Source organism: Desulfuromusa kysingii (assembly GCF_900107645.1).
GTDB classification, from domain to species: domain Bacteria; phylum Desulfobacterota; class Desulfuromonadia; order Desulfuromonadales; family Geopsychrobacteraceae; genus Desulfuromusa; species Desulfuromusa kysingii.
This window is the reverse complement of record NZ_FNQN01000013.1, coordinates 64,928-86,965: the sequence shown is the minus strand read 5'-3', so window position 1 is coordinate 86,965 and position 22,038 is coordinate 64,928. Positions and strand designations below refer to the sequence as shown.

The 22,038-nt window shown below is 48.6% G+C and carries 15 protein-coding genes; 9 read left to right on the top strand and 6 right to left on the bottom strand.

Translation table 11 applies throughout. The features are described from left to right. Window positions 1–361: 361 nt before the first annotated feature. On the bottom strand, window positions 362–2,020 hold the full coding sequence (locus BLU87_RS16320; protein ID WP_092350807.1) for a DUF262 domain-containing protein: 1,659 nt from the start codon (window positions 2,018–2,020) through the stop codon (window positions 362–364). A gap of 784 nt (window positions 2,021–2,804) precedes the next feature. On the opposite strand from BLU87_RS16320, the gene mfd reads away from it, so the two are divergent. The 6 genes from mfd to BLU87_RS16290 all read left to right on the top strand — a co-directional run bounded on the left by mfd (window position 2,805) and on the right by BLU87_RS16290 (window position 13,131). Continuing rightward, window positions 2,805–6,293: a transcription-repair coupling factor gene (mfd, locus tag BLU87_RS16315; RefSeq protein ID WP_092350805.1), complete on the top strand. Its 3,489-nt coding sequence runs from the start codon at window positions 2,805–2,807 to the stop codon at window positions 6,291–6,293. A 118-nt stretch (window positions 6,294–6,411) separates the two neighbouring features. Then, the gene (locus tag BLU87_RS16310; RefSeq protein ID WP_092350803.1) at window positions 6,412–7,326 is read left to right on the top strand and encodes a peptidylprolyl isomerase; all 915 of its coding nucleotides are present in this window, start codon (window positions 6,412–6,414) and stop codon (window positions 7,324–7,326) included. Window positions 7,327–7,356: 30 nt separating this feature from the next. Then, entirely contained in the window at window positions 7,357–8,301 is a 945-nt protein-coding gene (locus tag BLU87_RS16305) for a SurA N-terminal domain-containing protein (protein ID WP_175498436.1), read from the top strand. A gap of 208 nt (window positions 8,302–8,509) precedes the next feature. Next, the gene (pdxA, locus tag BLU87_RS16300; RefSeq protein ID WP_092350799.1) at window positions 8,510–9,511 is read left to right on the top strand and encodes a 4-hydroxythreonine-4-phosphate dehydrogenase PdxA; all 1,002 of its coding nucleotides are present in this window, start codon (window positions 8,510–8,512) and stop codon (window positions 9,509–9,511) included. 153 nt (window positions 9,512–9,664) lie between these two features. After that, window positions 9,665–12,481 (top strand): excinuclease ABC subunit UvrA, encoded by a 2,817-nt coding sequence (gene uvrA, locus BLU87_RS16295; protein WP_092350797.1) that lies wholly within the window; start codon window positions 9,665–9,667, stop codon window positions 12,479–12,481. A gap of 266 nt (window positions 12,482–12,747) precedes the next feature. After that, entirely contained in the window at window positions 12,748–13,131 is a 384-nt protein-coding gene (locus BLU87_RS16290; RefSeq protein WP_092350795.1) for a PEGA domain-containing protein, read from the top strand. A gap of 99 nt (window positions 13,132–13,230) precedes the next feature. Here the strand turns inward: BLU87_RS16290 and BLU87_RS16285 are convergent, their stop codons facing one another. From BLU87_RS16285 to BLU87_RS16270, 4 genes are all read right to left on the bottom strand, one after another. Beyond that, window positions 13,231–14,517: a TRAP transporter large permease gene (locus BLU87_RS16285; RefSeq protein WP_092350793.1), complete on the bottom strand. Its 1,287-nt coding sequence runs from the start codon at window positions 14,515–14,517 to the stop codon at window positions 13,231–13,233. A 1-nt stretch (window position 14,518) separates the two neighbouring features. Then, window positions 14,519–15,028, bottom strand: a complete 510-nt coding sequence (locus tag BLU87_RS16280; protein ID WP_092350791.1) for a TRAP transporter small permease — start codon at window positions 15,026–15,028, stop codon at window positions 14,519–14,521. Window positions 15,029–15,279: 251 nt separating this feature from the next. Further along, window positions 15,280–16,317 (bottom strand): TRAP transporter substrate-binding protein, encoded by a 1,038-nt coding sequence (locus tag BLU87_RS16275; RefSeq protein WP_092350789.1) that lies wholly within the window; start codon window positions 16,315–16,317, stop codon window positions 15,280–15,282. 210 nt (window positions 16,318–16,527) lie between these two features. Continuing rightward, complete coding sequence (locus tag BLU87_RS16270; RefSeq protein ID WP_092350787.1) at window positions 16,528–17,559, bottom strand: TRAP transporter substrate-binding protein; 1,032 nt, start codon at window positions 17,557–17,559, stop codon at window positions 16,528–16,530. Window positions 17,560–17,704: 145 nt separating this feature from the next. On the opposite strand from BLU87_RS16270, the gene BLU87_RS16265 reads away from it, so the two are divergent. The 3 genes from BLU87_RS16265 (at window position 17,705) to BLU87_RS16255 (ending at window position 21,306) form a co-directional block, all read left to right on the top strand. Continuing rightward, window positions 17,705–18,412 carry a DsbC family protein gene (locus BLU87_RS16265; RefSeq protein ID WP_092350785.1) on the top strand — a complete coding sequence of 236 codons (708 nt, stop codon included), beginning with the start codon at window positions 17,705–17,707 and terminating at the stop codon, window positions 18,410–18,412. A 10-nt stretch (window positions 18,413–18,422) separates the two neighbouring features. Continuing rightward, complete coding sequence (locus BLU87_RS16260) at window positions 18,423–20,792, top strand: peptidase U32 family protein (RefSeq protein ID WP_092350783.1); 2,370 nt, start codon at window positions 18,423–18,425, stop codon at window positions 20,790–20,792. A gap of 70 nt (window positions 20,793–20,862) precedes the next feature. Next, complete coding sequence (locus tag BLU87_RS16255) at window positions 20,863–21,306, top strand: DUF4019 domain-containing protein (RefSeq protein WP_092350781.1); 444 nt, start codon at window positions 20,863–20,865, stop codon at window positions 21,304–21,306. A 118-nt stretch (window positions 21,307–21,424) separates the two neighbouring features. Here the strand turns inward: BLU87_RS16255 and msrA are convergent, their stop codons facing one another. Further along, a complete protein-coding gene (gene msrA / locus BLU87_RS16250; protein WP_092350779.1) occupies window positions 21,425–22,021 on the bottom strand; it encodes a peptide-methionine (S)-S-oxide reductase MsrA in 597 nt (198 codons plus the stop codon). Between the last annotated feature and the right edge of the window lie 17 nt (window positions 22,022–22,038).

Here is a 22,038-nt window from a genome sequence, read left to right as displayed (position 1 = left end):
CAGTAGAATTGTGCTTAACGGGAAGAGCAAAATATTTATATAAAGAATGCTTTCAAGTATGATTTCAATGGTTTTCATATTTATAATTTTTATGGCTAACGCTCGCATTTGCGGCTAGTTTGGAGCGCAGCGGAAAACTAGTCCGACAACATGCGCTTGTTATGGTTTTATATATTTGATCGTTTGCGAGATCATCTCATCCACATATCCGAAATCTGCAGCCAGTTCGTAAAGCCCAAGTCAGAAACCGGATGATTCGTGGTTGATCAGTCGCTTGTCAAAGAACGAAAAGTAAATCTTTTGCGTTAATGGTTATCTTTACTCTTGACGGCCGGGGGCCTGATAAGTGTTAGATGATTTTTTAGAATATATCCAATTTATCCATGATTCTGTTGTGTAAGTGCTTGCCTCTTTTTTCTAGCTCTTCAATATCCCATTTTCCGCACTTGATAATATATTGAGTTATTAAGAATGGTGTAACCACATTATCCTTGTCTTGATAAGCTTCCATTTTTTTCTCGTAGGAATAATTCTGTGCTTGGATATTTTTCCTCATAGAAAGCAATGTTAAGTTAGCTAGGGAATTAGTCCACTTTTCACGTTCCTCTACGCTAAAGATGCTTTTCCAGCCAGCCTCATCATCTGGATTTTGAGGTAAAATATGCTCTAAATGTAATTTACTTCCAATAGGAATATAACTCTGCTTGCTGTCGTCACTAGAAAAATATTCGACTAACAATAAGATGGCTCTATCCCATTTTCGACCGTATACCCAACTCCCCTCTAATTCTTCTTTGAATGTTTTAGTTGTTGAGTATTTCTTTAAACTATCTTGCATTTCTGTTGATATATCAGATATTGGAGCATTAGACTTTATTAGCTTCAATATATTAAAGCTGGTTTGCTTAATCCTAGCTACGGTAGCCCCTGCAATCCAATTTTGATAGTAGTAGGCGACTAATAGTTTTTTTAGCTCTTCAATATTGGAGTAATTTGTAAACAAGGCTGTAGACATAATGCTGACCCAGTATATTCTGTGCTTTAAATATTTCAGGCAATACAGATATTTATTTTCCTCATTCAGAATTTTTACATAAGCCTGAGAGAAATCACCTATTTCTTTAATTATTTCTAAAGCACTTTTTCCTTCTTTGGAAAAAACACTTATAAGTTCTTTATCTAATCTACTCTTAGGGTTAGTTGATAATTTATAATACAAGTATGTGTTCAGCATGCTATCTAAATCAAAATTAGAAAACTTTATATTTGAATTAATAGACTCCCACTTTACCTTAAAAGCATTACGATCTTCTTTTCCGTCTAACTTTTGCATTAAAGTTGACTTTAATATATCAATAGAACTAAGAGGCATCCCTCTGTCATTTAAAACATTAAATATTTGAATTGCACTGTCTTGAGATGGGCAGGTTATAACCGTTAAGACTACGTTCTCAAAGAACCAGATGACGAAGTCATCTGGTTTGATTTCATTTTCAGTAAATTTTTCTTCCAGAAATCCTTTAACGTAATGTGCATTTTGAAGATACTTATTATTAGGAAAATCTTTTTCTATATGTTTTGTCGATTTAAAATCAATACCCTTTAAAACAGTCTCTTCAAAGTCAATTTGATACTGCTCATTTGTTAAAAACTTCAACTTCCTTTTAGTGTCTTCATATTTGTCTTGAATTGAAGAGCTTATGAAGTCTTTTGCTTTCGGTCCTAGCTCTGACAAGTACACATCTCTAAATACACATGAAATTATCGTGAATGTAGTTGTTCTTTGCTGTCCATCTATAATGTCAAATCTAGAATCCGATTCATTATTGACTAAAACTAAAGAACCACAAAAATACGTTTCTTTTTTATTCTCAAGGTAAGCCGAGACTAAATCATCTATTAAGTCAGATAGATTATCTTTATCCCAAGAATAAGGCCTTTGATAGTCTGGAATTTGATAAAATTTCTCATCATCAACGAGTATTTTTTTAAGGTTTTCAATTTTGGCTTCTATTTTCATTGATTCCTCGATATTTGATGGTGTGACTCATCTAACGTTTTGATAACCGGCAGCGACGCGAAGTTACGGCCACCACCTCAATTTTAGATTTTGTTTTTTGGCCAAAAGAAGACGTATTTTCCGTCCGGTTGATCGGTTTGATACTAGTGCAGTCCCCTCCACAGATAACGGACCATCCGCTATCCTTTGAGTAACAGACAAACCCTCAAAGAAAGGAGCCTGCATTATAAAGTATTTAGGGGTCAAGTCTTTGCTTGACTCTTATTGTTGATCATAAGCATCTTTATTTCTGCAACCTGTTTTTGCAACTTCTTCTCCTGATACAGCAGAGCTTCTGTTCTAACAACAATACTGCTTACGATATTGTACTTTGTCAGCCTGAAATCAGTCTCGATTCCTTTTAAACTCAAATCGGTCAGTTTTCTGGTAAAGACAATGGCGATATTCGACTATACCCGCGATATTGTAACTTTCACTGTAAAAAAAACGCCATATCCCTGAAAATATTCAGAAACACGGCGTCAGTTTTTTCATTATTGTGTTGTTGTTCCACATGTTCCCACCCCCCCCCAGAAGAAATACTCTATTATTAGTAGCGGGTGAATGGTTCTTTGTCAAACAGTTCTCTGGTTTTTGAAAGCTTCATTGTTGAATCATTTCTGATAGGATCAAGCGTTACTGACTTGTGCCGGATTTCGTCCATTCCAATTTTTTCGACAATGTCTTATAAAGGCTCTTTCCTGTTACGTAGTTTAACTCTGTTCAACGAAGTTTATGATTTATGATGGATCAAGAAGAACAACAAAATATCCGCAACGCCACAATCCACAGTTTCATTGATGGTGTCACCGCCAAACAACAGACAATTGAAGTGCTCGGCCTGCATGGATCGGCCGATGCTTACCTGCTATCGCAGCTGATCAAGGCTGATACTGGCCTTCTGGTGATTCTTTGTGCGGAGTTGGAGGCGGCCCGCCAACTGGTTGCTGAACTGCAATTTTTTCATCCGCGAGCCCATGATATTGCTCTGCTGCCCCACTGGGAGCTGAACCCTTATGATCCGCTGACCCCGCACCCGGAACTCGAAGCGATCAGGATCACGACGCTGGCGGCTTTGAATCTGGGGCAGGTGAAAGCTTTAGTATTGCCAGTCCGCTCATTGATGCAAAAGGTCGTCCCCCGGCAGGTTTTGGATACGATCTCTCTGGAACTGCTCGCTGATGAAGAGTATGAGCGCAAACCACTGCTTAACTCCTTGACTCAACTGGGATATCAGCCGGTTCCTCTGGTTGAAGAGCGGGGGAGTTTTGCCGTGCGTGGTGACATTATTGATCTGTTTCCACCGGATGCACAACAACCGGTTCGCCTCGATTTTTATGGTGACTTTATTGAGAAAATGCGTCCTTTTGATCCTGCCAGTCAACGCTCTGGCGAGACCACCTTGAAGAGTTTGACGCTGATCCCTTCCAAGGAGATGATTCTCCACGGTCCATTTCTGGAAACCCTCGGACAAAAATTGAAAGATCGTTGTGACGAGCTGGCGATCCCACGGACGGATCGTGAAGCGATCATGACCGAACTGCGCGAAGGAATCCTTGCACCGGGGCGGGCATTTCTGTTGCCCTTCAACTATCCACAACTGGACCGCCTGGAACAATATCTTGATAACCCTCGTCTGGTGCTGGTCGATCCCCCCGCGATTGAGCAGGAGATCGATCTGTTTCATCGTGATATCCGTGATGGCGAGGCTCGGATGTTGGAGCAGGGGTTGCCTCACGCCCGACGTCAGGATCTCTATCTGGAGCCGGACCAGTTACAGCCGCTGTTGCATAATCCGCTACGGATTGAACTATCGCGTCTGCAGGTGATCCAACTGGAGGATGTGCGGCAGCGTTATCACTTCAACTGTCAGGGGAATGATGCTCTGCGGGTCAAGCCCAGCGCTGATCAGGATGGTCTCGAACCGCTTCTGGAACGGTTGCAGCACAATAAAGGCAAGAATGGCAAAACCTTGCTGGTCTGCAATCAGTTGAGTCAGGCAGAAAGACTCCATGAGTTGCTGGATGCGCATGGGTTGGATCTGGAAATTGATACCAACTTGAATGTCTCGACTTTGATCGCCACCGTGCCAAAAATTACTGTTGGGGATCTGGGACAGGGGTTTTATCTCCCCGATGAAAAGCTGAACATTATCAGCGAAGAAGAAATATTTGGCCGCCGCAGTCACCGGCAGAAAAAAACCGGGAGGCAGCGGGCGCGGCAATTGATGACCAGCCTGGCGGAATTAAAAGATGGTGATTTCATCGTCCATACCGATCACGGCATCGGTCGCTACCTTGGCTTGACCCATTTGAAAACCGGAGCCATAGAGGGTGACTTTTTAAATCTGCAATATGCGGGAAACGATAAGCTTTATCTGCCAATTGAACGGATTGAAAAGGTCCAAAAATATGTCGGCGGTGAAGGCTATACCCCCAAACTGGATAAGATGGGGGGGCAGGGCTGGGCGAAAGCGCACCTTAAGGCCCGGGCTGCGGTTGAAGAGCTGGCGCGACAACTGCTGGAACTGTATGCCAAACGGGAGCTGCGCCAGGGGTTTGCTTATTCACCACCAGATAAGTTGTTTCGTGAATTTGAGGCGACCTTTCCCTACGAAGAGACGGCGGATCAGCAACAGGCGATCGACGATATTCTGGCGGATATGCAATCGAGCAGACCGATGGATCGCTTGATCTGCGGCGATGTCGGCTATGGAAAAACCGAGGTGGCCCTGCGTGGGGCGGTCAAAGCGGTTCTCGATGGTAAACAGGTGGCGGTGCTGGTGCCGACCACGGTTCTGGCGAGCCAGCACTGGGAGAGTTTTCAGCATCGGCTGGAGGATTTCCCCATCTGTGTCGATATGGTGTCCCGCTTTCGCAGCAGCGCAGAAAACCGCAAAACCTTGGAAGCGGCGGCAGCGGGGAAGGTTGATATCCTCATCGGTACCCACCGACTGCTACAACGGGATGTCCGCTTTAAGGATCTTGGTTTGTTGGTTGTGGATGAGGAGCAGCGCTTTGGTGTCAGCCACAAGGAAAAGCTGAAACAGCTCCGCGCCGAAGTTGATATCCTTACCTTGAGCGCGACGCCGATCCCCCGTACCCTGCATATGAGTATGACTGGAATGCGGGACTTGTCGGTCATTGAGACGGCGCCGGTCGATCGTTTGGCGATCCGCACCTATGTGACCCGTTTTGATGATGAGTTAATCCGTCAGGCGATCCTGCGGGAGCTGCGCCGGGGCGGGCAGGTCTACTTTGTCCACAATCGGGTGCAAACCATTGATGCCATGGCAGAACAATTGCGGCAGTTGGTTCCGGAAGCGAAGGTCTCGGTCGGTCATGGACAGATGACAGAAAAAGATCTGGAGCAGGTGATGCTCGACTTTATCGCTGGGAAAAGTAATCTGCTGATCGCCTCGACGATCATCGAAAACGGTCTCGATATCCCCAGCGCCAATACCATTATTATCAACCGCGCCGACCGTTTTGGTCTGTCACAGCTCTACCAGCTGCGCGGTCGGGTTGGGCGGAGTGATCGCCGAGCCTATGCTTATCTGTTGATTCCGGGGGAAGCGGCTCTGACCAAGGATGCCCGGGAACGGTTGCGCGTCCTGCAAGAGTTGACCGAACTGGGGGCCGGATTCCGGATTGCCAGTCACGATCTGGAGCTGCGGGGTGCGGGTGATCTCCTCGGCGGCAAACAATCGGGCCCGATTGCTGCCATCGGGTTTGAGCTCTATACCGAACTGCTCGAAGAGACCATCGACCGTTTACGCGGTAAAGAGCGTGAAGAGCGGATCGACCCTGAAATCCGCCTCGGTCTGTCTGCCTTTTTTCCGGAGAAATATCTCCCCGATCCGAATCAGAGGTTGCAGTTTTATCAACGCATGGCCGCAGCCGCCGATGATGAAGAGATCTTTGATCTGGTTGAGGAGCTTCGTGATCGTTACGGTGAACCACCAAAAGCAGGCGAGATTCTGATTGCCACGATGCGGTTACGGATTCTGCTGAAAAAACTTTGTGTGGAATTGCTGGAATACGACAATCAACGCCTCAGCTTGTTATTCCATGCATCGACAAAAGTCTCCCCTGAACTTATCCGGCAACTGGTGACGCAACAAGCTGATAAATATCGGCTGGGAGCCGACTTCAAACTCAGTATTGATCTGGGTCGCTTGCCAGCTGAAGAGTTGCTGGTCAGGGTCAGAAAAGAATTGCAACTATTTTTCTGACTATGCTAACGTCATCACCGCACCTAAAAGACCGTTTTTTAGGGCTTGAGAGGACGATTTGAACCGCTGAAAAGATGAGGGACCGGGTATTATTTCACATAAATTAACCAGAGGTCTGTTGTTTTTATTGCTGTTGCTTCTGCTCTCTTGTCAATCCCAGGAACAGCAGCCCCAGGGGCTGTTGCTGGAAGTGGGTCAGCGGCAATTGACGCTGCAACAGTTCAACCGGGAATTACAAGAGACCTACCCTGATATTTCGGCCCTCACGGATGAGGAGCAGCTGCAACTGAAGAAACAACTCCTCAAGCAGATTATCGATCGTGAGTTGATTCTTGGTGAGGCCGCCCGCTTGAACGTACAAATCACGCCGGATGAACTCGATGCCGCGCTGACGGAAGTTCGTGGTCGCTATAGCAAAGAGGAATTTGAAAAGGTTCTGGCGCAAACCGGGAAGACTTTGGACAGTTGGCTTGCGGCTTTACGGCTGCGGTTGTTGACAACCAAGGTTGCGCAGGTCGCCCAGACAGCGGCTGTGCAGGTCAGCGACAGCGAATGTGAAGATTACTATAGAAATCAGCGCGAAGAATTTCGCCGTCCGGTAGAAATACGTGCCCGGCAGATGCTCTTCAGTACTCGTGAAGAAGCCAGCAGGGTCCACAAGATGATCAAAGAGGGGGGCGACTTTGCGACCCTGGCACAAAAATATTCACAGTCGCCAGATCGCGAAAGTGGTGGCGCTCTGGGTTATTTTTCCGCCGGGCAACTGCCGGTCGAGTTTGACGAAGTTTTATTTAAACTTCCAGTGAAGCAAGTCAGCGATCCGGTCGAGAGCCCTTATGGCTTTCACCTTTTTGTGGTCGAGCGGAAACGCAAGGCAGGGCTTCGCCCATACGCCGTAGTTAAAGATGAAATTGCGGCACAACTTTATCAGCAAAAAGAAGAGGCAGCTTTTCATCTTTGGCTGGAGGGGTTACAGGAAACCACCGAAACCCATATCAATTGGGAGCTGTTACAACCACAACCGATTCAATAGATTTCTTTAATCCTAAGGACTTATATGTTTATGAAACGTATTCTTTTCATTCTGCTTCTCTCTGTGTTCCTGACCGCTCCTGTAGCGATGGCTAAAACTCTCAGCAAGGTTGCCGCCATTGTTAATAATGAGATCATCACGACCTATCAGGTGGACAAGGAAGTCGCTGCTGCTTTGGCTAAGAGTCCAAACAAGAATCAGTTAACGACCGAACAGTTTGAGGAGATGAAAACTCAGGTTCTGGATAAAATGGTCAACGATAAACTGTTGAAATTGCGGATTAAAGAGCTGGGTCTCCATGTTGCTGATGGCGAGCTGAATGACGCGATTGAGGATGTGCAAAAAAAGAACGGGCTGACCCGGGAAGAGCTGGAACACGCCCTGACCTCTCAGGGGATGAGTTTTGCCGCATATAAGCAGCAGATTGAAGATGAAATACTGCGCTATAAGTTGCTCGGTCGCGAAGTGAACTACAAGATTCTGGTCACCAGTCGCGAAGTCCGTGCTTACTATGACGCCCATATTGACGAATACGCGGTCGAACCGACGATTCGCGTCAACCGGATCAGCTACGAGCTGCCAACGGATAACGAAGCAGAGATCGCTGCGTTGCGTAAACAAGCTGAAGTGACCCGCGATCTGCTGCTTAATGGTGAGGATTTCCAAACCGTGTTAGCAGGGCAAGGGGATGCCGCCAGTGGCGGGGATATGGGGGATCTTGTCGAGGCTGATCTTGCTGAACCCTTGCAACTTGCGCTGGCTGATTTAGCCGTTGGGGAAGTGAGTGAGCCGCTGGAGCTGAACGGTCAATTACACCTGTTTCAAGTGACGGAAAGGACCGGCGGCGATGGCGACCCCTTCTTGCAGGTTCAGGCTGAGATTGAAGAGAAATTGAAGCGGGAAAAAACTGATAGCCGTTTTCAGGAGTGGCAAAAAGAGCTACGCGATAACGCTTACGTTGAAATCAAGATTTAGACCCTTTTACTTCCGCTTTCTGTGCTTATGCAGGGAGCGGAAGTCTGAATCCTGCTGCTTTATCCCCAGCCGTTTCCATCCTCAGTTGTTGCATCATCCAACCATTCTGTCTCAGAGCTTGTCTCTCCCATCATCCTTCCGCTATACTGATCCATTGTCCGATTGATGATGAAATTTCACCACCCTCTTCTTGAAGCGACGATTGAATATGCAACCTCTCTTACTGACCATGGGCGACCCGACAGGGATCGGCCCGGAAATAATCATTAAAGCTCTGTTGGATCAGGTCTTTACCGATCTCAGCCACGAAGTCCAAGTGGTTGGCGATGTCAACGTTCTCAGCCATGCCGCAAGGATTTTTGACTGTACAGCGAAGACGGAAAAGCTGGATGACCGACTCTACGCCCTGTGCTTTGGTGCTAGCAGCCTGATCGTCCACTCTCGTTCTGATCTGGATGTGGACTCAATTCATTATGGCCAACCCGATACCAGTTGTGGCAAAGCCATGGCCGACTATATTGAATATGCTATTGACCGTTGTCTGCACGCCTCGGCTGCAGGGATTGTGACCTGCCCGATTAACAAGGCGGCGATCAACGCGGCAGGCTACCACTTTCCCGGCCACACCGAGTTATTGGCTGAACGCTGTGGTGTCGACAAGGTGGTGATGATGCTGGCGGGTGAACGGTTAAAGGTTTGTCTCGTCACCACCCATCTGGCTCACCGGGATGTCCCTTCCAGATTAAGTTGTGACGAAATTTTACAGACCCTGCGGATCACCTCAAGGGCTTTCCAGCAGCAGTTCGGGATCGCCAAACCCCGCCTGGCCGTTCTGGCGTTGAATCCCCATGCCAGTGAAGAAGGGTTGTTTGGTGATGAAGAGGAGTTGATCATCGCCCCCGCGATCAAGGCGGCTCAGGCTGAAGGGATTACGGCTGATGGCCCACACAGTGCGGATACCCTGTTCCATTTTGCCGTCAAAGGGGCTTATGACGCAGTGATTTGTATGTATCACGACCAGGGCTTGATCCCACTGAAGCTGCTCCATTTTGATGATGCGGTTAATGTGACATTAGGTTTGCCGATTATCAGAACTAGCGTGGATCATGGCACTGCTTACGATCTGGCAGGAACGGGGAAAGCTAATATCTCCAGTCTGGTTGCCGCCTTGCAGATGGCGGAACAGATGGCGGACAATCGAAAACTTTAACGTCGAGACGGAGAGAGGCTGAGGCCGGTTAACAAATATTCTAGAGTTTTAAACAAAGACGGGTGACCGGGGTTTCTCTGCGAGCTCCATCTCTCCGTTCAAAACTTTAGGACCTGATTTTCTCTTAATGACCCTCAAAGATAGAAATAATTTATGATTGATAAAATAAAAATCCGTGGTGCCCGTGAACACAATCTGAAAAACATTGATATTGACATCCCCCGCGATCAACTTGTGGTGATTACTGGGGTCTCCGGTTCGGGGAAAAGTACTTTGGCGTTTGACACCATCTATGCCGAGGGGCAGCGTCGCTATGTTGAAAGTTTGTCCGCCTACGCGCGGCAGTTTCTGGAACAGATGGAGAAGCCTGATGTCGATCAGATCGACGGTCTCTCCCCGGCGATCTCGATTGAACAGAAGACCACCTCGAAGAACCCCCGCTCGACGGTCGGTACGGTGACGGAGATTTATGACTATCTGCGTCTTCTCTATGCCCGGGTTGGTCAGATTCTCTGCCACCGCTGTGGCAGCCCGATCCGTTCACAAACCGTTGAACAGATGGTGGATCAGGTGATGCAATTCCCGGAAACAACCAAAATCATGGTTATGGCTCCCATTGTTCGTGGTCGCAAAGGGGAATACCGCAAAGAGATGGCACAGTTACAGGCTGATGGTTTTGTCCGCATCCGGGTTGACGGGGTGATGTACGAGTTGGGTGATAAAATTGAGCTGGACAAGAAAAAAACCCACACCCTTGAGGTTGTGGTCGACCGGTTGGTGATCAAGGCTGACATTGAATCACGCCTCGCTGATTCTATTGAAACCGCGCTCCGTTTAGCCGACGGGATGGTGCGGATTGAGATTCCTGAAGGGGAGAGTAAGCTGTTCTCCGCCAATCATGCCTGTATCGATTGCGGCCTTTCATACCCCGAAGTGTCGCCACGGATGTTCTCTTTTAACAACCCTCATGGTGCCTGTCCTGACTGTAGCGGATTGGGGACCAAGATGTATTTTGACCACGAACAGGTGGTCCCTAACCCGGAGTTTTCATTGCGGGATGGCGCCATTGTCCCTTGGGACAGCCGGACCGGCTACTACTATCAGGCGTTGTTGGAAGCCCTTGCCAGTCATTACCAGTTCGACATCCGCACCCCGTTCGGAAAACTGTCCGAGCGGATTCAGAATATTATCCTCTACGGTTCAGGCGAGGAGCAGGTGCAGTTTTTTTACGATCAGGGTGAGCGACGGCACTTTTATGAAAAGGTTTTTGAGGGGGTGATCCCTAACCTGCAGCGTCGCTATCATGAAACCGATTCGGATACGGTGAGGGAAAATCTGGAGCGGTATATGAGTATTATCCCCTGTCAAACTTGTGAAGGGGGGAGATTAAGGCCCGAAGCTCTGCACATTACTGTCGGTGGGAAAAACATTCAGCAGGTGACCAACATGTCGATTGCCGATGCCGAAGCGTTTTTCCATAACCTGACCCTCTCTGACAAGGATATGGAGATTGCCAGGCGGGTGCTCAAGGAGATTCGTGAACGCCTCTCTTTCCTCTCCCATGTTGGACTTGACTATCTGACTCTGAGTCGCAGCGCTGGAACCTTGAGCGGCGGGGAAGGGCAGCGGATCCGTTTAGCCACGCAAATCGGTTCATCTCTGACGGGGGTCCTTTATATCCTTGATGAACCTTCTATCGGGCTGCATCAGCGTGATAATCAACGCCTGTTGACCACCCTGAAACGCCTGCGTGATCTGGGCAATAGTGTCCTGGTGGTTGAACATGATGAAGAGACGATTGCTGCGGCTGACCATGTCATTGATATGGGGCCGGCTGCGGGAGTCCATGGCGGGGAGGTTGTGGCTCAGGGGACGCCGGAAGAGATTCTGGAAAACCCCGCTTCTCTGACCGGTCAATATATGTCGGGGAAGCGATCCATTATTGTCCCCCCTGAACGGCGTCAAAGTGATCGCTGGTTGGAGGTTGTCGGTGCCAGAGCTAACAATCTGCAAAATGTTGATGTCAAGATTCCACTCGGTGTTCTCACCTGTATCACCGGCGTTTCCGGTTCGGGGAAATCATCGCTGGTGATTGAAACTCTCTATAAGGCGTTGGCACAGAAACTTCACCGGGCACGGGAAAAGTCTGGTCCAGTCAAAGAGATTCGCGGTCTGGAACTGCTTGACAAGGTTATTGATATTGATCAATCCCCGATAGGACGGACGCCACGCTCCAATCCGGCGACCTATACCGGAGTCTTTACCGATATCCGGGAGTTATTTGCGCAACTGCCGGAAGCCAAGATCCGCGGCTATAAAGCTGGGCGTTTCTCCTTCAATGTGAAGGGTGGCCGTTGTGAGGCTTGTAGTGGTGACGGGATTAAAAAGATTGAGATGCACTTTCTGCCCGATGTCTATGTGCAATGTGAAGTTTGTAAAGGGGCGCGTTACAACCGCGAAACTTTGGAGGTCAAATATAAAGGGAAGAGTATCGCCGATGTCCTCGATATGACGGTGAATCAGGCCAGCCGCTTTATGGAGAATATCCCCAGAATCAGCAATAAGTTGCAAACGGTGCGCGATGTTGGCTTGGGCTATATCAAGCTGGGGCAGAGTGCGACGACTCTGTCCGGCGGGGAAGCGCAGCGGGTCAAGCTCTCCCGTGAACTCAGCAAGCGCGCCACCGGTAAGACCATCTATATTTTGGACGAACCGACCACGGGCTTACACTTTGCCGATATCCACAAGTTACTGGAAGTGTTGAACCGACTGGTTGAAACTGGCAACACTGTCGTTGTCATTGAGCATAATCTGGATGTCATTAAAACCGCTGATTACATCATTGATTTAGGGCCGGAGGGCGGCTCTCTTGGGGGAGCTATCGTTGCGGCGGGAACCCCCGAAAAGGTTGCCTCAGTCGCAGAATCATACACTGGACGGTTCTTGCAAGATTATCTGTCGAAAGGATAACTTGCTGGGGTCTATTTATGCAAACTCTGCATGTTTGGACAAATTATGGCGCTAAAATAAGCTCTTAACCTGTATTTGCAGCTGTCGAACTGATGACTTTTTCATTGGAGAGGCTCTATCTCTGCAATATCTGCGGACTTATTTCTGGTGTGAGCAGAGAAGATAAATATCTGCTTAAGTCCTAAAAAAGGCACAGGCATTGCAGAGTAATCTGTGTAAACTCAATAAACATATTGTCAGTCGGTTCCACAAATAGGAGCACCTAAATGAAAAGTAAACTGATCCCACTTTTTGTGCTGATGGCATTTCTCAGCGCATGCGCCCCCCACCACGCCCTTATCCAATCAGAACCACCAGGAGCTATGGTGACGATTAATGGTACGGATATTGGGGCAACCCCAGTACAATTTGACTATGCCCTGAGCACTGGAAGCCAACATCAGATTCAGATCACCCATCAAGGGTATGAGAGGGTTGATCTGACGATCAAGGCTGATAAGACTGATACTGGTGCGATGAAGCGCTGGCTGATGGCTGGAGTCGTCTGGAGTCCCCTCTGGATCGGAACTGTTTTTACCAAAAAACTCAAAGAGAGTTACATGTTTGTTATGAAACGTGATAATCCGCAGCTGACAGCAATGCTCAAGTAACTAGCTTTGCGTCTGATTTTGCCTGCAGAATAAGCGGTGACTAAAAAGCCAGCCCATAGGGGGCTGGCTTTTTTTATGAGGATAGTGTGATTGGCGCCGTTATCCATAAACCCAACGGGGTAAGAATAGCACCAGATCAGGAAAGAAGGTCAGGATCAAAAGGATTGCGATCTGAATCAGCAAAAAGGGCATCACCGCTTTTGATACGTAAACCAGATCACGGTTCACCGTCGCTCCGGAAATATACAGGCTGACCCCTAGAGGGGGAGTACAGTAGCCGATCCCCAGATTGATGGTCATCAGCAAACCGAAGTGCATGGTGTTGATCCCGAACTTGTTGAGCAGTGGCAAGAAGATCGGAGTCAAAATCAATGTTGCCGAGATGATGTCCATGAACATGCCGATGATCAGCAACAGGATGTTGACCGCAAGCAGAAACACCCATGGGGAAGAGATGCTGCTGACAACAGCGGTGGCGATCTTGTTGGGGATCTGTTCAAAGGTGAGGTATTCACCAAAGACTGAAGCCCCGGCGACAATAATCAAGAGCGTCGCAGAGGTGACGGCCGAGGAGACAATCACCCGTTTGACATCCAGCAACTTCATGTCGCGGTGAATAAAGATTTCGACAAAGAAGGCATAGAAACAAGCAACGACTGCGGCCTCATTGGCTGTAAACATCCCGGAGTAGATGCCCCCAAAGATCAGGACAGGAAGAAATAATGCCCAGATACTTTCTCTTATAACCGGCAATGCTTCTTTTAAATTCGGGCGGTGGATGGTTTTTAACCCCTTTTTCTTGCAGACCAAATAGGCATAGAGACTCATCGCTCCCATGATCATCAGACCGGGAACAAAGCCGGTCAGGAACAGCTCTTCGAGCGGATCATTACTGACCATGGCATAGAGAATCATCGCAATCGAAGGGGGGATAACGACCCCAAGGATGGGTGCAGTGGTCATCACGCCGACCGAAAATTTCTCGTCATAGTCATTTTCAACCAATGCCGGGATCATAAATCCGCCAATGGCGACCACGGTTGCCACTGTGGAACCGGAGATGGCACCGAAAAAGCCGCAGGCAAGGATGCCGGCCATGGCCAGGCCACCGGGGAGGAAGCCGACCAGAACATTGGCTGTCTTGATCAGTTTTTCAACGATACTGCCGGTGGTCATGATGTTGCCACAAAGGACAAAGAACATGACCACGACAAGAGCAAATTTATCCATACTCCGGTAGAGGACTTCGATTACAATTTGCGGATCGATACCGAGCAGGTAGACAAGACCAAACGTGCCGGTAAAGAACAGCGCCATGAACACGGGGACGGTGGCTGCCAGACTGCCGAGCAGGATCGCGAGGATCAGTAAGTAGCTGCTATCCATTTCAGTTCTCTCCCGTCGCGTCGTGTTGATTGCCCCAATCTTCAACGATCACCAGCAACGTTCGTATAAACATCATGGCTCCCATAATCGGCAAGACGGCGTAAAAATACCACTCAGGTATTTGCAGCGTCGCGGTTTTAGCGTACTCATCCTGAAACATCATCACTGTCATCTGCGCCCCCAGATAGATCATAATGAGGGCAAAAAATAACACGGCGACGTGGGATATTAAGGTTAAGGGCTTCTTCAATACCGGAAAAATCTGTGGCAGGGCATCGATGCGGATCAGAGCGCGGCTCCGAATCGCAGCGACACAACCAATATAGGTTGAAAAGTAGATAACTTTACGGACCACTTCATCCGACCAATAGAGACTGATATTGCTGGTTGTTTTACGCAGAATGACATTCGCCATGGCCGTCAGCAGGGCAACCGCGACGGCGATAAACAGGGACCAGTCTTCAACGAAAAGGAATCCGCGATCAATACTCTTAAAGATTTTTTTCAACATAGTGATTTTCTCTCAGCTCATAAATGCTGGGGCCGTTAATAGCTCGTCATCTGTGGCATAGCTGCCGATGCATTTGCTGCTTCAGCGAACGTAAGAACCTCCCATCGCCCAGTATTGTACGTTCTACGGGTGCCGCTTTTTTGCCCGGACAGTTCCTGTTTGACTTGGTTACGGATGGAGCAGAAGAATGAAAGCCGGGGAGTACGTCCTCTCCGGCTTCGAAAAGCGAAACGATTATACAGTTTTCACTATCAACTGCCAAGTTTTGCGCGAACCTTGGCCAAATAGTCAGGACCGATCTTTTTTCCCCACTTTTTTAGCACTGGCTCAGAGAGTTTCTTTAACTCGGTGACCTCATCTTCTGACAGCTGATAGAATTGCACTCCATCCTGTTTCGCTTTGGCCACCTGAACCTCATACTGTTTTCGGGTTGCCTGACGGGTTGCCGCACTCTCTTCGGCAATAACTTCGAGAAAGGTTGCCCGTAAATCGGCGGGCAATCGGTCCAGCCAGCGTTTGTTGATCAGATGAACAAACAGACCTTGCGCGTAGTTCAACTCGGTGAAGGATTTGGCAATGGTGAATTTTTTGGTGATGTTACAGACAATGACAGTATGGTCAAGACCGGAAATAACCCCTGTCTGTAAGGCTTGCGGGACGTCAGGCCAGGGCATGACGGTGAACTTGAGTCCCCAGGCTTTGTAGAGGTCTGTATTAACCGGTGCTTGGGCAATGCGGAAGTTCACCGCTTTAGCTGTAGCGAAAGTGTTGACGGGTGTGGTTGTGGCCCAGCCATAGGGGCCATATCCGGTGAAGTCGGCGACATAGATCCCTCTGGAAAGGGCCCCTTCCGCGAAGGGTTGCCACAGTTCTGGATCATTGCGAAAGGTATCAAGTTTGTCAAAAGTATCAATAATGTAGGGGAGGTTGACGATGCCGAGGCGGTCAGCGACGTTGGCAGCAGCGACAGAGGAGCTGAGCATTCCCTGCACGGCGCCGAGCCTTAATTTGCTGATGACATCTTTTTCGCCACCCAGTTGCGAGAGGGGACGGTAATCAACATAGATTTGACCGTTGGTTTTTTCCCAGACTTTATCCCGAATCCGGTAGCCTGCCGCAACTCCTTCGATGACCGGGTGGGAAACATTTGAGAGGATATAAGTGTATTTTGCTCCGCTTGGATCAAAGGTTGGTTGCCAGGACGCCAGTGGATCATTTTTTTCTGCTGCCTGACTGGTGACGGTCAGGCAAGCTGTTAGCAGCAACAATAAGGTTAAAATTTTGTTCATCTGAATCCTCCTTGATTTGAAAGTGACAGGGCCTGTTTCGTATCCTCAAAAAAATGTTAAATAATAATAAAATCAAATAGTTAGGAATGGAAAGATAGCTTTTAAGCTGCTTCTGGTCAAGTTCTAATCAACGGAATCAAGACATAAAAAAAGCCGGGATGAATGATTCATCCCAGCTTAAATTGCTATGGTCTATCTGTTTTGGCGAGGTTAATCTTTCAGCGCTGCCCGCACTCTGTTGAGATAATCAACGCCAATTTTTTCCCCCCATTTTTGTACCACCGGTTCAGCCAAAGAGACCAGCTTGGCTTTCTCTTCAGCAGGAAGGTCGATGAAGACGATTCCATTCGCCTTGGCAACGGCAATCTGCTCCTGTTGCTGCTGCACCGTCAGAGCGCGAACCTTGGCACTCTCTTCTGCAATCGCACGACTCAATATCTGTTGCAGGTCCTGGGGGAGTTTATTGAACCAGCGTTTATTGATCAGGTGGATGTAAAGCCCCTGGGCATAGCCAATATTGGTGTAACTTTTAGCAACATTGAACTTTTTGGTGATATTGCAGACGATGGGGGTGTGATCCAGGCCACTGATGACCCCGGTTTGTAGTGCCTGCGGAACATCCGGCCAAGGCATTACCGTAAACTGGATCTTCCACGCTTTATAGAGGTCGACATTGACAGGAGCTTGGGCAATGCGAAACAACTGCTCGCGGGCTTGTGCCAGATTAGTGACCGGTGACGTTGTCGCCCAACCGTAACTACCGTAGCCGGTATAGTCTGCGACAATAATCCCTTTGCTTGCGGCATCCTCTCCAAATTCTTTGAACAATTCTTTATTTTGGCGGAATTCTTCCAGCAAAGAGAAGCTATCAATAAGGAATGGCAGATTGACGATCCCCAAGCGAGGTGAAATATTCGGCGCTAGAACCGAAGAGCAGAGCATCCCCTGAACCGCTCCCATTTTCAATTTACGCAGGACGTCTTTTTCTCCACCGAGTTGAGAAATGGGTCGATAGTCAACATAGAGACGCCCATCACTTTCCTGCCAGACCCGGTCACGAATGCGGTAACCGACGGTTGCCCCTTCGATCGCCGGATGACCAACCGTCGAGAGTAAATAGGTATATTCTGCTCCACTGGGATCAAACTTGGGAACCCAGTCCGCCAGTGGATCCGCGGCAAAGAGCGCGGTTGAGAATAACAGCACGAGTAACAGGGAGAGACCGGTCACAATTCGTTGCATACAAACTCCTCCTCACAGGACAAAGTGAGGCGTCAGTAAAACATAATTTTAACCCCGGCTCAATATCTGATTATCCTGGTGATCTGCCCTTTTCCTGAGCTCAACACTAGTGTATGCTCGAAAAAAACTTTCAAGGAGTCGTTTAATGTTGCGTTTTTCTCTTTTACTATTGTGTGTTTTTCTACCTTTAGGTGCCTGTGCGATCCAACCTCAAGAATCGTCTGATAATCCTGCAGCGGCACTTTCCTCGGCTTATCCAAAGTTGCAGTATCAACTTCTGAACCCAACCCCGGTCTCCGGGGTCTATGAAGTGGTGACCGAAAATGAGGAGGTGCTCTATTTCGTCCCCGCTTCTGGGCACATCTTTACTGGTGATCTCTGGTCCGCTGATGGTCATAACCTGACCGCTGAAAACCGCAGTCAGCGGATGACGGCCAAGTTAAAGCTTTTTCCTTTGGATAAGGCGATTAAGATTGGTGATGGACCCAATCAGGTGGTTGAGGTGACGGACCCGGATTGCCCTTTTTGTCGTCACAGTTCTGATTATTTTGCCGGACGTGATGATGTGACCCGCTATGTTTTTCTGTTTCCTCTCGGACAGGTTCACCCCAATGCGATCGCCAAGTCCCGGTTTATCCTTGCGGCCGACGACCCGGAGCAGGCCTATGAGGACGTCTTTAGCGGTATGTATGATCATCAGCCTGTCCCTGATGCTCCCGATGATGGACGCCTGCAATTGTTTCGGGATATTGCCCACAAAGCCGGGGTGAATGGGACTCCCCATTTCTGGATCAATGGCCAACACGTGACTGGTTACAATCCACAACAATTTGACGCTCTCTTGAACAAGTAGATTTGTTCCTATGAAATCAAAGCAACAGTTAAAACGCCCAGAACTTCTTGCTCCAGCGGGGAGTATGGAGGCCTTTTTCGCCGCGGTGGATGCGGGTGCTGACGCAGTCTACACCGGGATGAAAGAATTCTCAGCACGTGCCAAGGCCAAGAATTTCAACCTCAAAGAGATCGAACAGATCACCTCCTATATGCAGCAACGGGGCAAGCGCCTCTACGTTGCCCTGAATACTCTGGTTAAAGAAAATGAACTCTCACTGCTGATTGATACCCTGGGAGCGTTAGAAGAGATCGGGGTTGACGCTTTGATTTTGCAGGATCTGGCCGTCTGGAAGCTGGCCAAGGAGCATTTCCCCGGTCTGGAGTTGCATGCGTCGACCCAGCTGACGATCCATAACGCTGCCGGGGTCAAGATGCTGGAACGGATGGGTTTCACCCGTGGTGTTTTGGCGCGGGAGATGACATTGGATGAAATTGCCGCGATCCGTCAACAGACGACCCTGGAACTGGAACAGTTTATCCATGGGGCGCTCTGTTTTTCTTACAGTGGGCAATGTTACTTCTCCTCTTTTCTCAGCGGCAAGAGTGGGAATCGAGGGCGCTGCGCGCAGCCGTGTCGCCGTAATCATCGCTATCGCCAGCAGGAAGGCTACTATTTTTCTCCTAATGATCTCTCTGCGATTGATCTGTTGCCGGAGTTGGAAGCCGCAGGGATTTGCAGCTTGAAGATAGAAGGGCGGATGAAGAGTGCTGAATATGTGCACAAGGTTGTCAGTGCTTATCGGCAGGTTCTTGATGCCCCGGAAGGGGAGAGAAAATCGGTCTTGAAAGAGGCAAAATTGCTCCTGAAAGCGAGCTTTGGCCGACAACCGACGAAAGGTTTTTTGTCAGGCGGACAACCCAGTGATATGGCCATTCCGGCGCACAAAGGGGCGACGGGACGGTTTTTGGGTGAGATTACCCGGGTCCGTGGTGGAGAGATCACCTTTAAAACCAAGGAAGCGCTGCAACAAGGGGCGCGATTGCGGGTGCAACCTGCTATTGATAAAAGTGGTACCGCCTTCACTGTTCGCCAGTTGCTGCTCGGCAAGAAAACCGTCAACCAGGTTGCTGCCAACAGTTTGGTCAGTGTCCCTTCCACCTTCAATAATCTGTTTAAGGTGGGCGATACGGTATTTATGGTTTCTTCGCCCAGCGCCTTTACGATGAGTGATTCTGCCTGTCGCCGCAAGCTCAGTCAGGTTGGAACGCCAGCTGAAACGGTCGATCTACAGCTGGAGATCAATCCGCAGCAGCTTCAGGTGACGGCGATAATTGGTTCTGACGTTCAGACCTTCCATTATGCGATTGACAGTTTTCCTGCGCAGCAACAGGGTCTTGATCAACAGATTCTGCAACAGGCGTTTGCGGCCACGGCAGGGGAACCCTTTGTTCTAGGAACGTTGACCTGCGGTGAGTTGCCAGAGGTCGTCATCCCACCGAAACAGTTAAAGCAAATCCGCCGGGATCTTTATGCAGCGTTGCGACAGAATCACCAACCACAAAGGCAACAAATTCGGGCTGAGCATGTGCAAAGCGCCCGTAATGCCCTGTTCCCGCTTGCAACTGACCGCACCGGTAGACAACAAATCCGGGTGCAGCTGCGTGATTCCCGGGATCAGCGGATCCTTCAAGACCCATCTGTCGATCAAATCCTCGTCCCCTTGAGCGGCCAGAACTTGCAGCACGCCAATAAGTTACAACGTCGTGCCCAGCAACTGATCTGGGATATTCCATTTGTCATTTTTGATAAAGATTGGCTGGATACCCGCAACGCTATCCGGCAATTGGGGCAGATGGGGTTCCGCAATTTCCGTCTCAATAATCTGGGACATTTCCCCCTGTTTGACAAGATGGAGGGGATGAATCTGTACAGTAGCTTCAGACTCTTTTCGTTAAATAGTCAAGCGATCGCGGCTCTGGCAGAGATTGGAATCAACGAAGCCGAGCTATATATCGAAGATGATCGTAAGAACCTCACCGATATTCTCCGGCATCAGTTACCGATCCCGACAGCGATAACAGCGTACGCCAGCGTTGCCCTGCTGACATCGCGGGTGAAAATTAAAAATGTCCGTTCCGACAACCCGGTTCTTTCCGACCGGGATGATGCCTTCCGGGTGCAGCAGCGGCAAGGGTTGACTTGGCTGACCAGTGAAACGGACTTCTCTTTTATTGCCAATATCCCTGAGCTTGAACATGCAGGTTGTCACAATTTTATTATTGATCTGTCCCATCTTGGTCCGTTCAGCCAAGCGGGGAAACATGTCCTTGATGCCGTCAAGCGGGGATATGATCCACAGGGGAGCAGCAAGTTTAATTTTGAATCGGGGTTAGAATAATTCCACCCTGTCAATTTGGCTGGTTTAAGTCGTTCATAAATCCTTAAATTGACCTTTTTGGAGGTTCAGCATGTTACCGAGAAAGTATCGAGTCCACATCTTTCTGACCGTCATCGCTTTGGTTATTATTTTTTATCCGCTCATCAGCCGTCAGCCAGATCAACAGCGGGTTGATGACTCCGGTGTCGCTGCAACCCGTTTTTTTGAACTGGTCGATGCCGGTCAATATGCACAAAGTTGGGAAGTTTGTGCAGCCTACCTGAAGAAAGAGGTGCCCAGGGAAGAGTGGATCAAGAACCTCTCTGCGGTCCGTTCTGTCGCTGGCAAACTGCTGGATCGCAAACAAAGAGATTATATCTATACCAAAAATATCAATGAGGGAATTCCAGACGGCGAATATATGGTGTATAAATTTGACTCAACGTTTCAGAACAAGGAAGATTTGACTGAAACTGTGACGGTTATGCTTGAGACCGATAGTGTCTGGCGAGTTGCTGGTTATTTTATTGAATAAGCATGCCTTGTTATATTGATAGCCGCTGTCAATTTGTTCCAAAAGAAAGCCCCGACTCACATTGATTCGGGGCTTTCTGCAGTTTATGATCGATATTTGCACGTCTTGGCGTGTCTAGTTACATCTCATGTTTGGCTTTATCTCCCCAGATTTCTTCGAGCCGTTGGTCGCGTCCGCATCCCCACCGGTAATACTTGTAGCGGACCGGGTTGTTTTTATAGTAGTCCTGATGGTAGCTCTCATCGCCTTGAATCGGCCAGAAGGTTGATGCTGACAGGATGGGGGTCTCAATCTTCTGTTCAGGGAACAGGGCTTGAACTGCATGTTTTGATTCTGCGGCGATCCTCTTTTCCTCATCGTTCGCGGCGAAGATGGCAGCCAGATAACTGTGTCCGCGATCACAAAATTGACCCCCGGTATCGAAGGGATCAATGTGAACCCAGTAGTAATCAAGCAGTTGTCTGTAGCTTAATTTCAGCGGGTCATAGGTGATCTCGACGGCCTCATAATGGCCTTTATGGTTACCGTTGTAGGTCGGTTTTTCCAAGCTTCCGCCGGTAAATCCAGAAATGACATCGGTCACTCCATCGAGTTTTTCAAAGTCTGATTCCATACACCAGAAGCAGCCGCCGGCGACAATCGCGGTCGCAGCAACAGTGGGGGTAGCGATGGCAAGGAGCAGGGAACAGAGGATTACGGTCCGTTTCAGTTTCATAATCTTCCCTTTCTTGG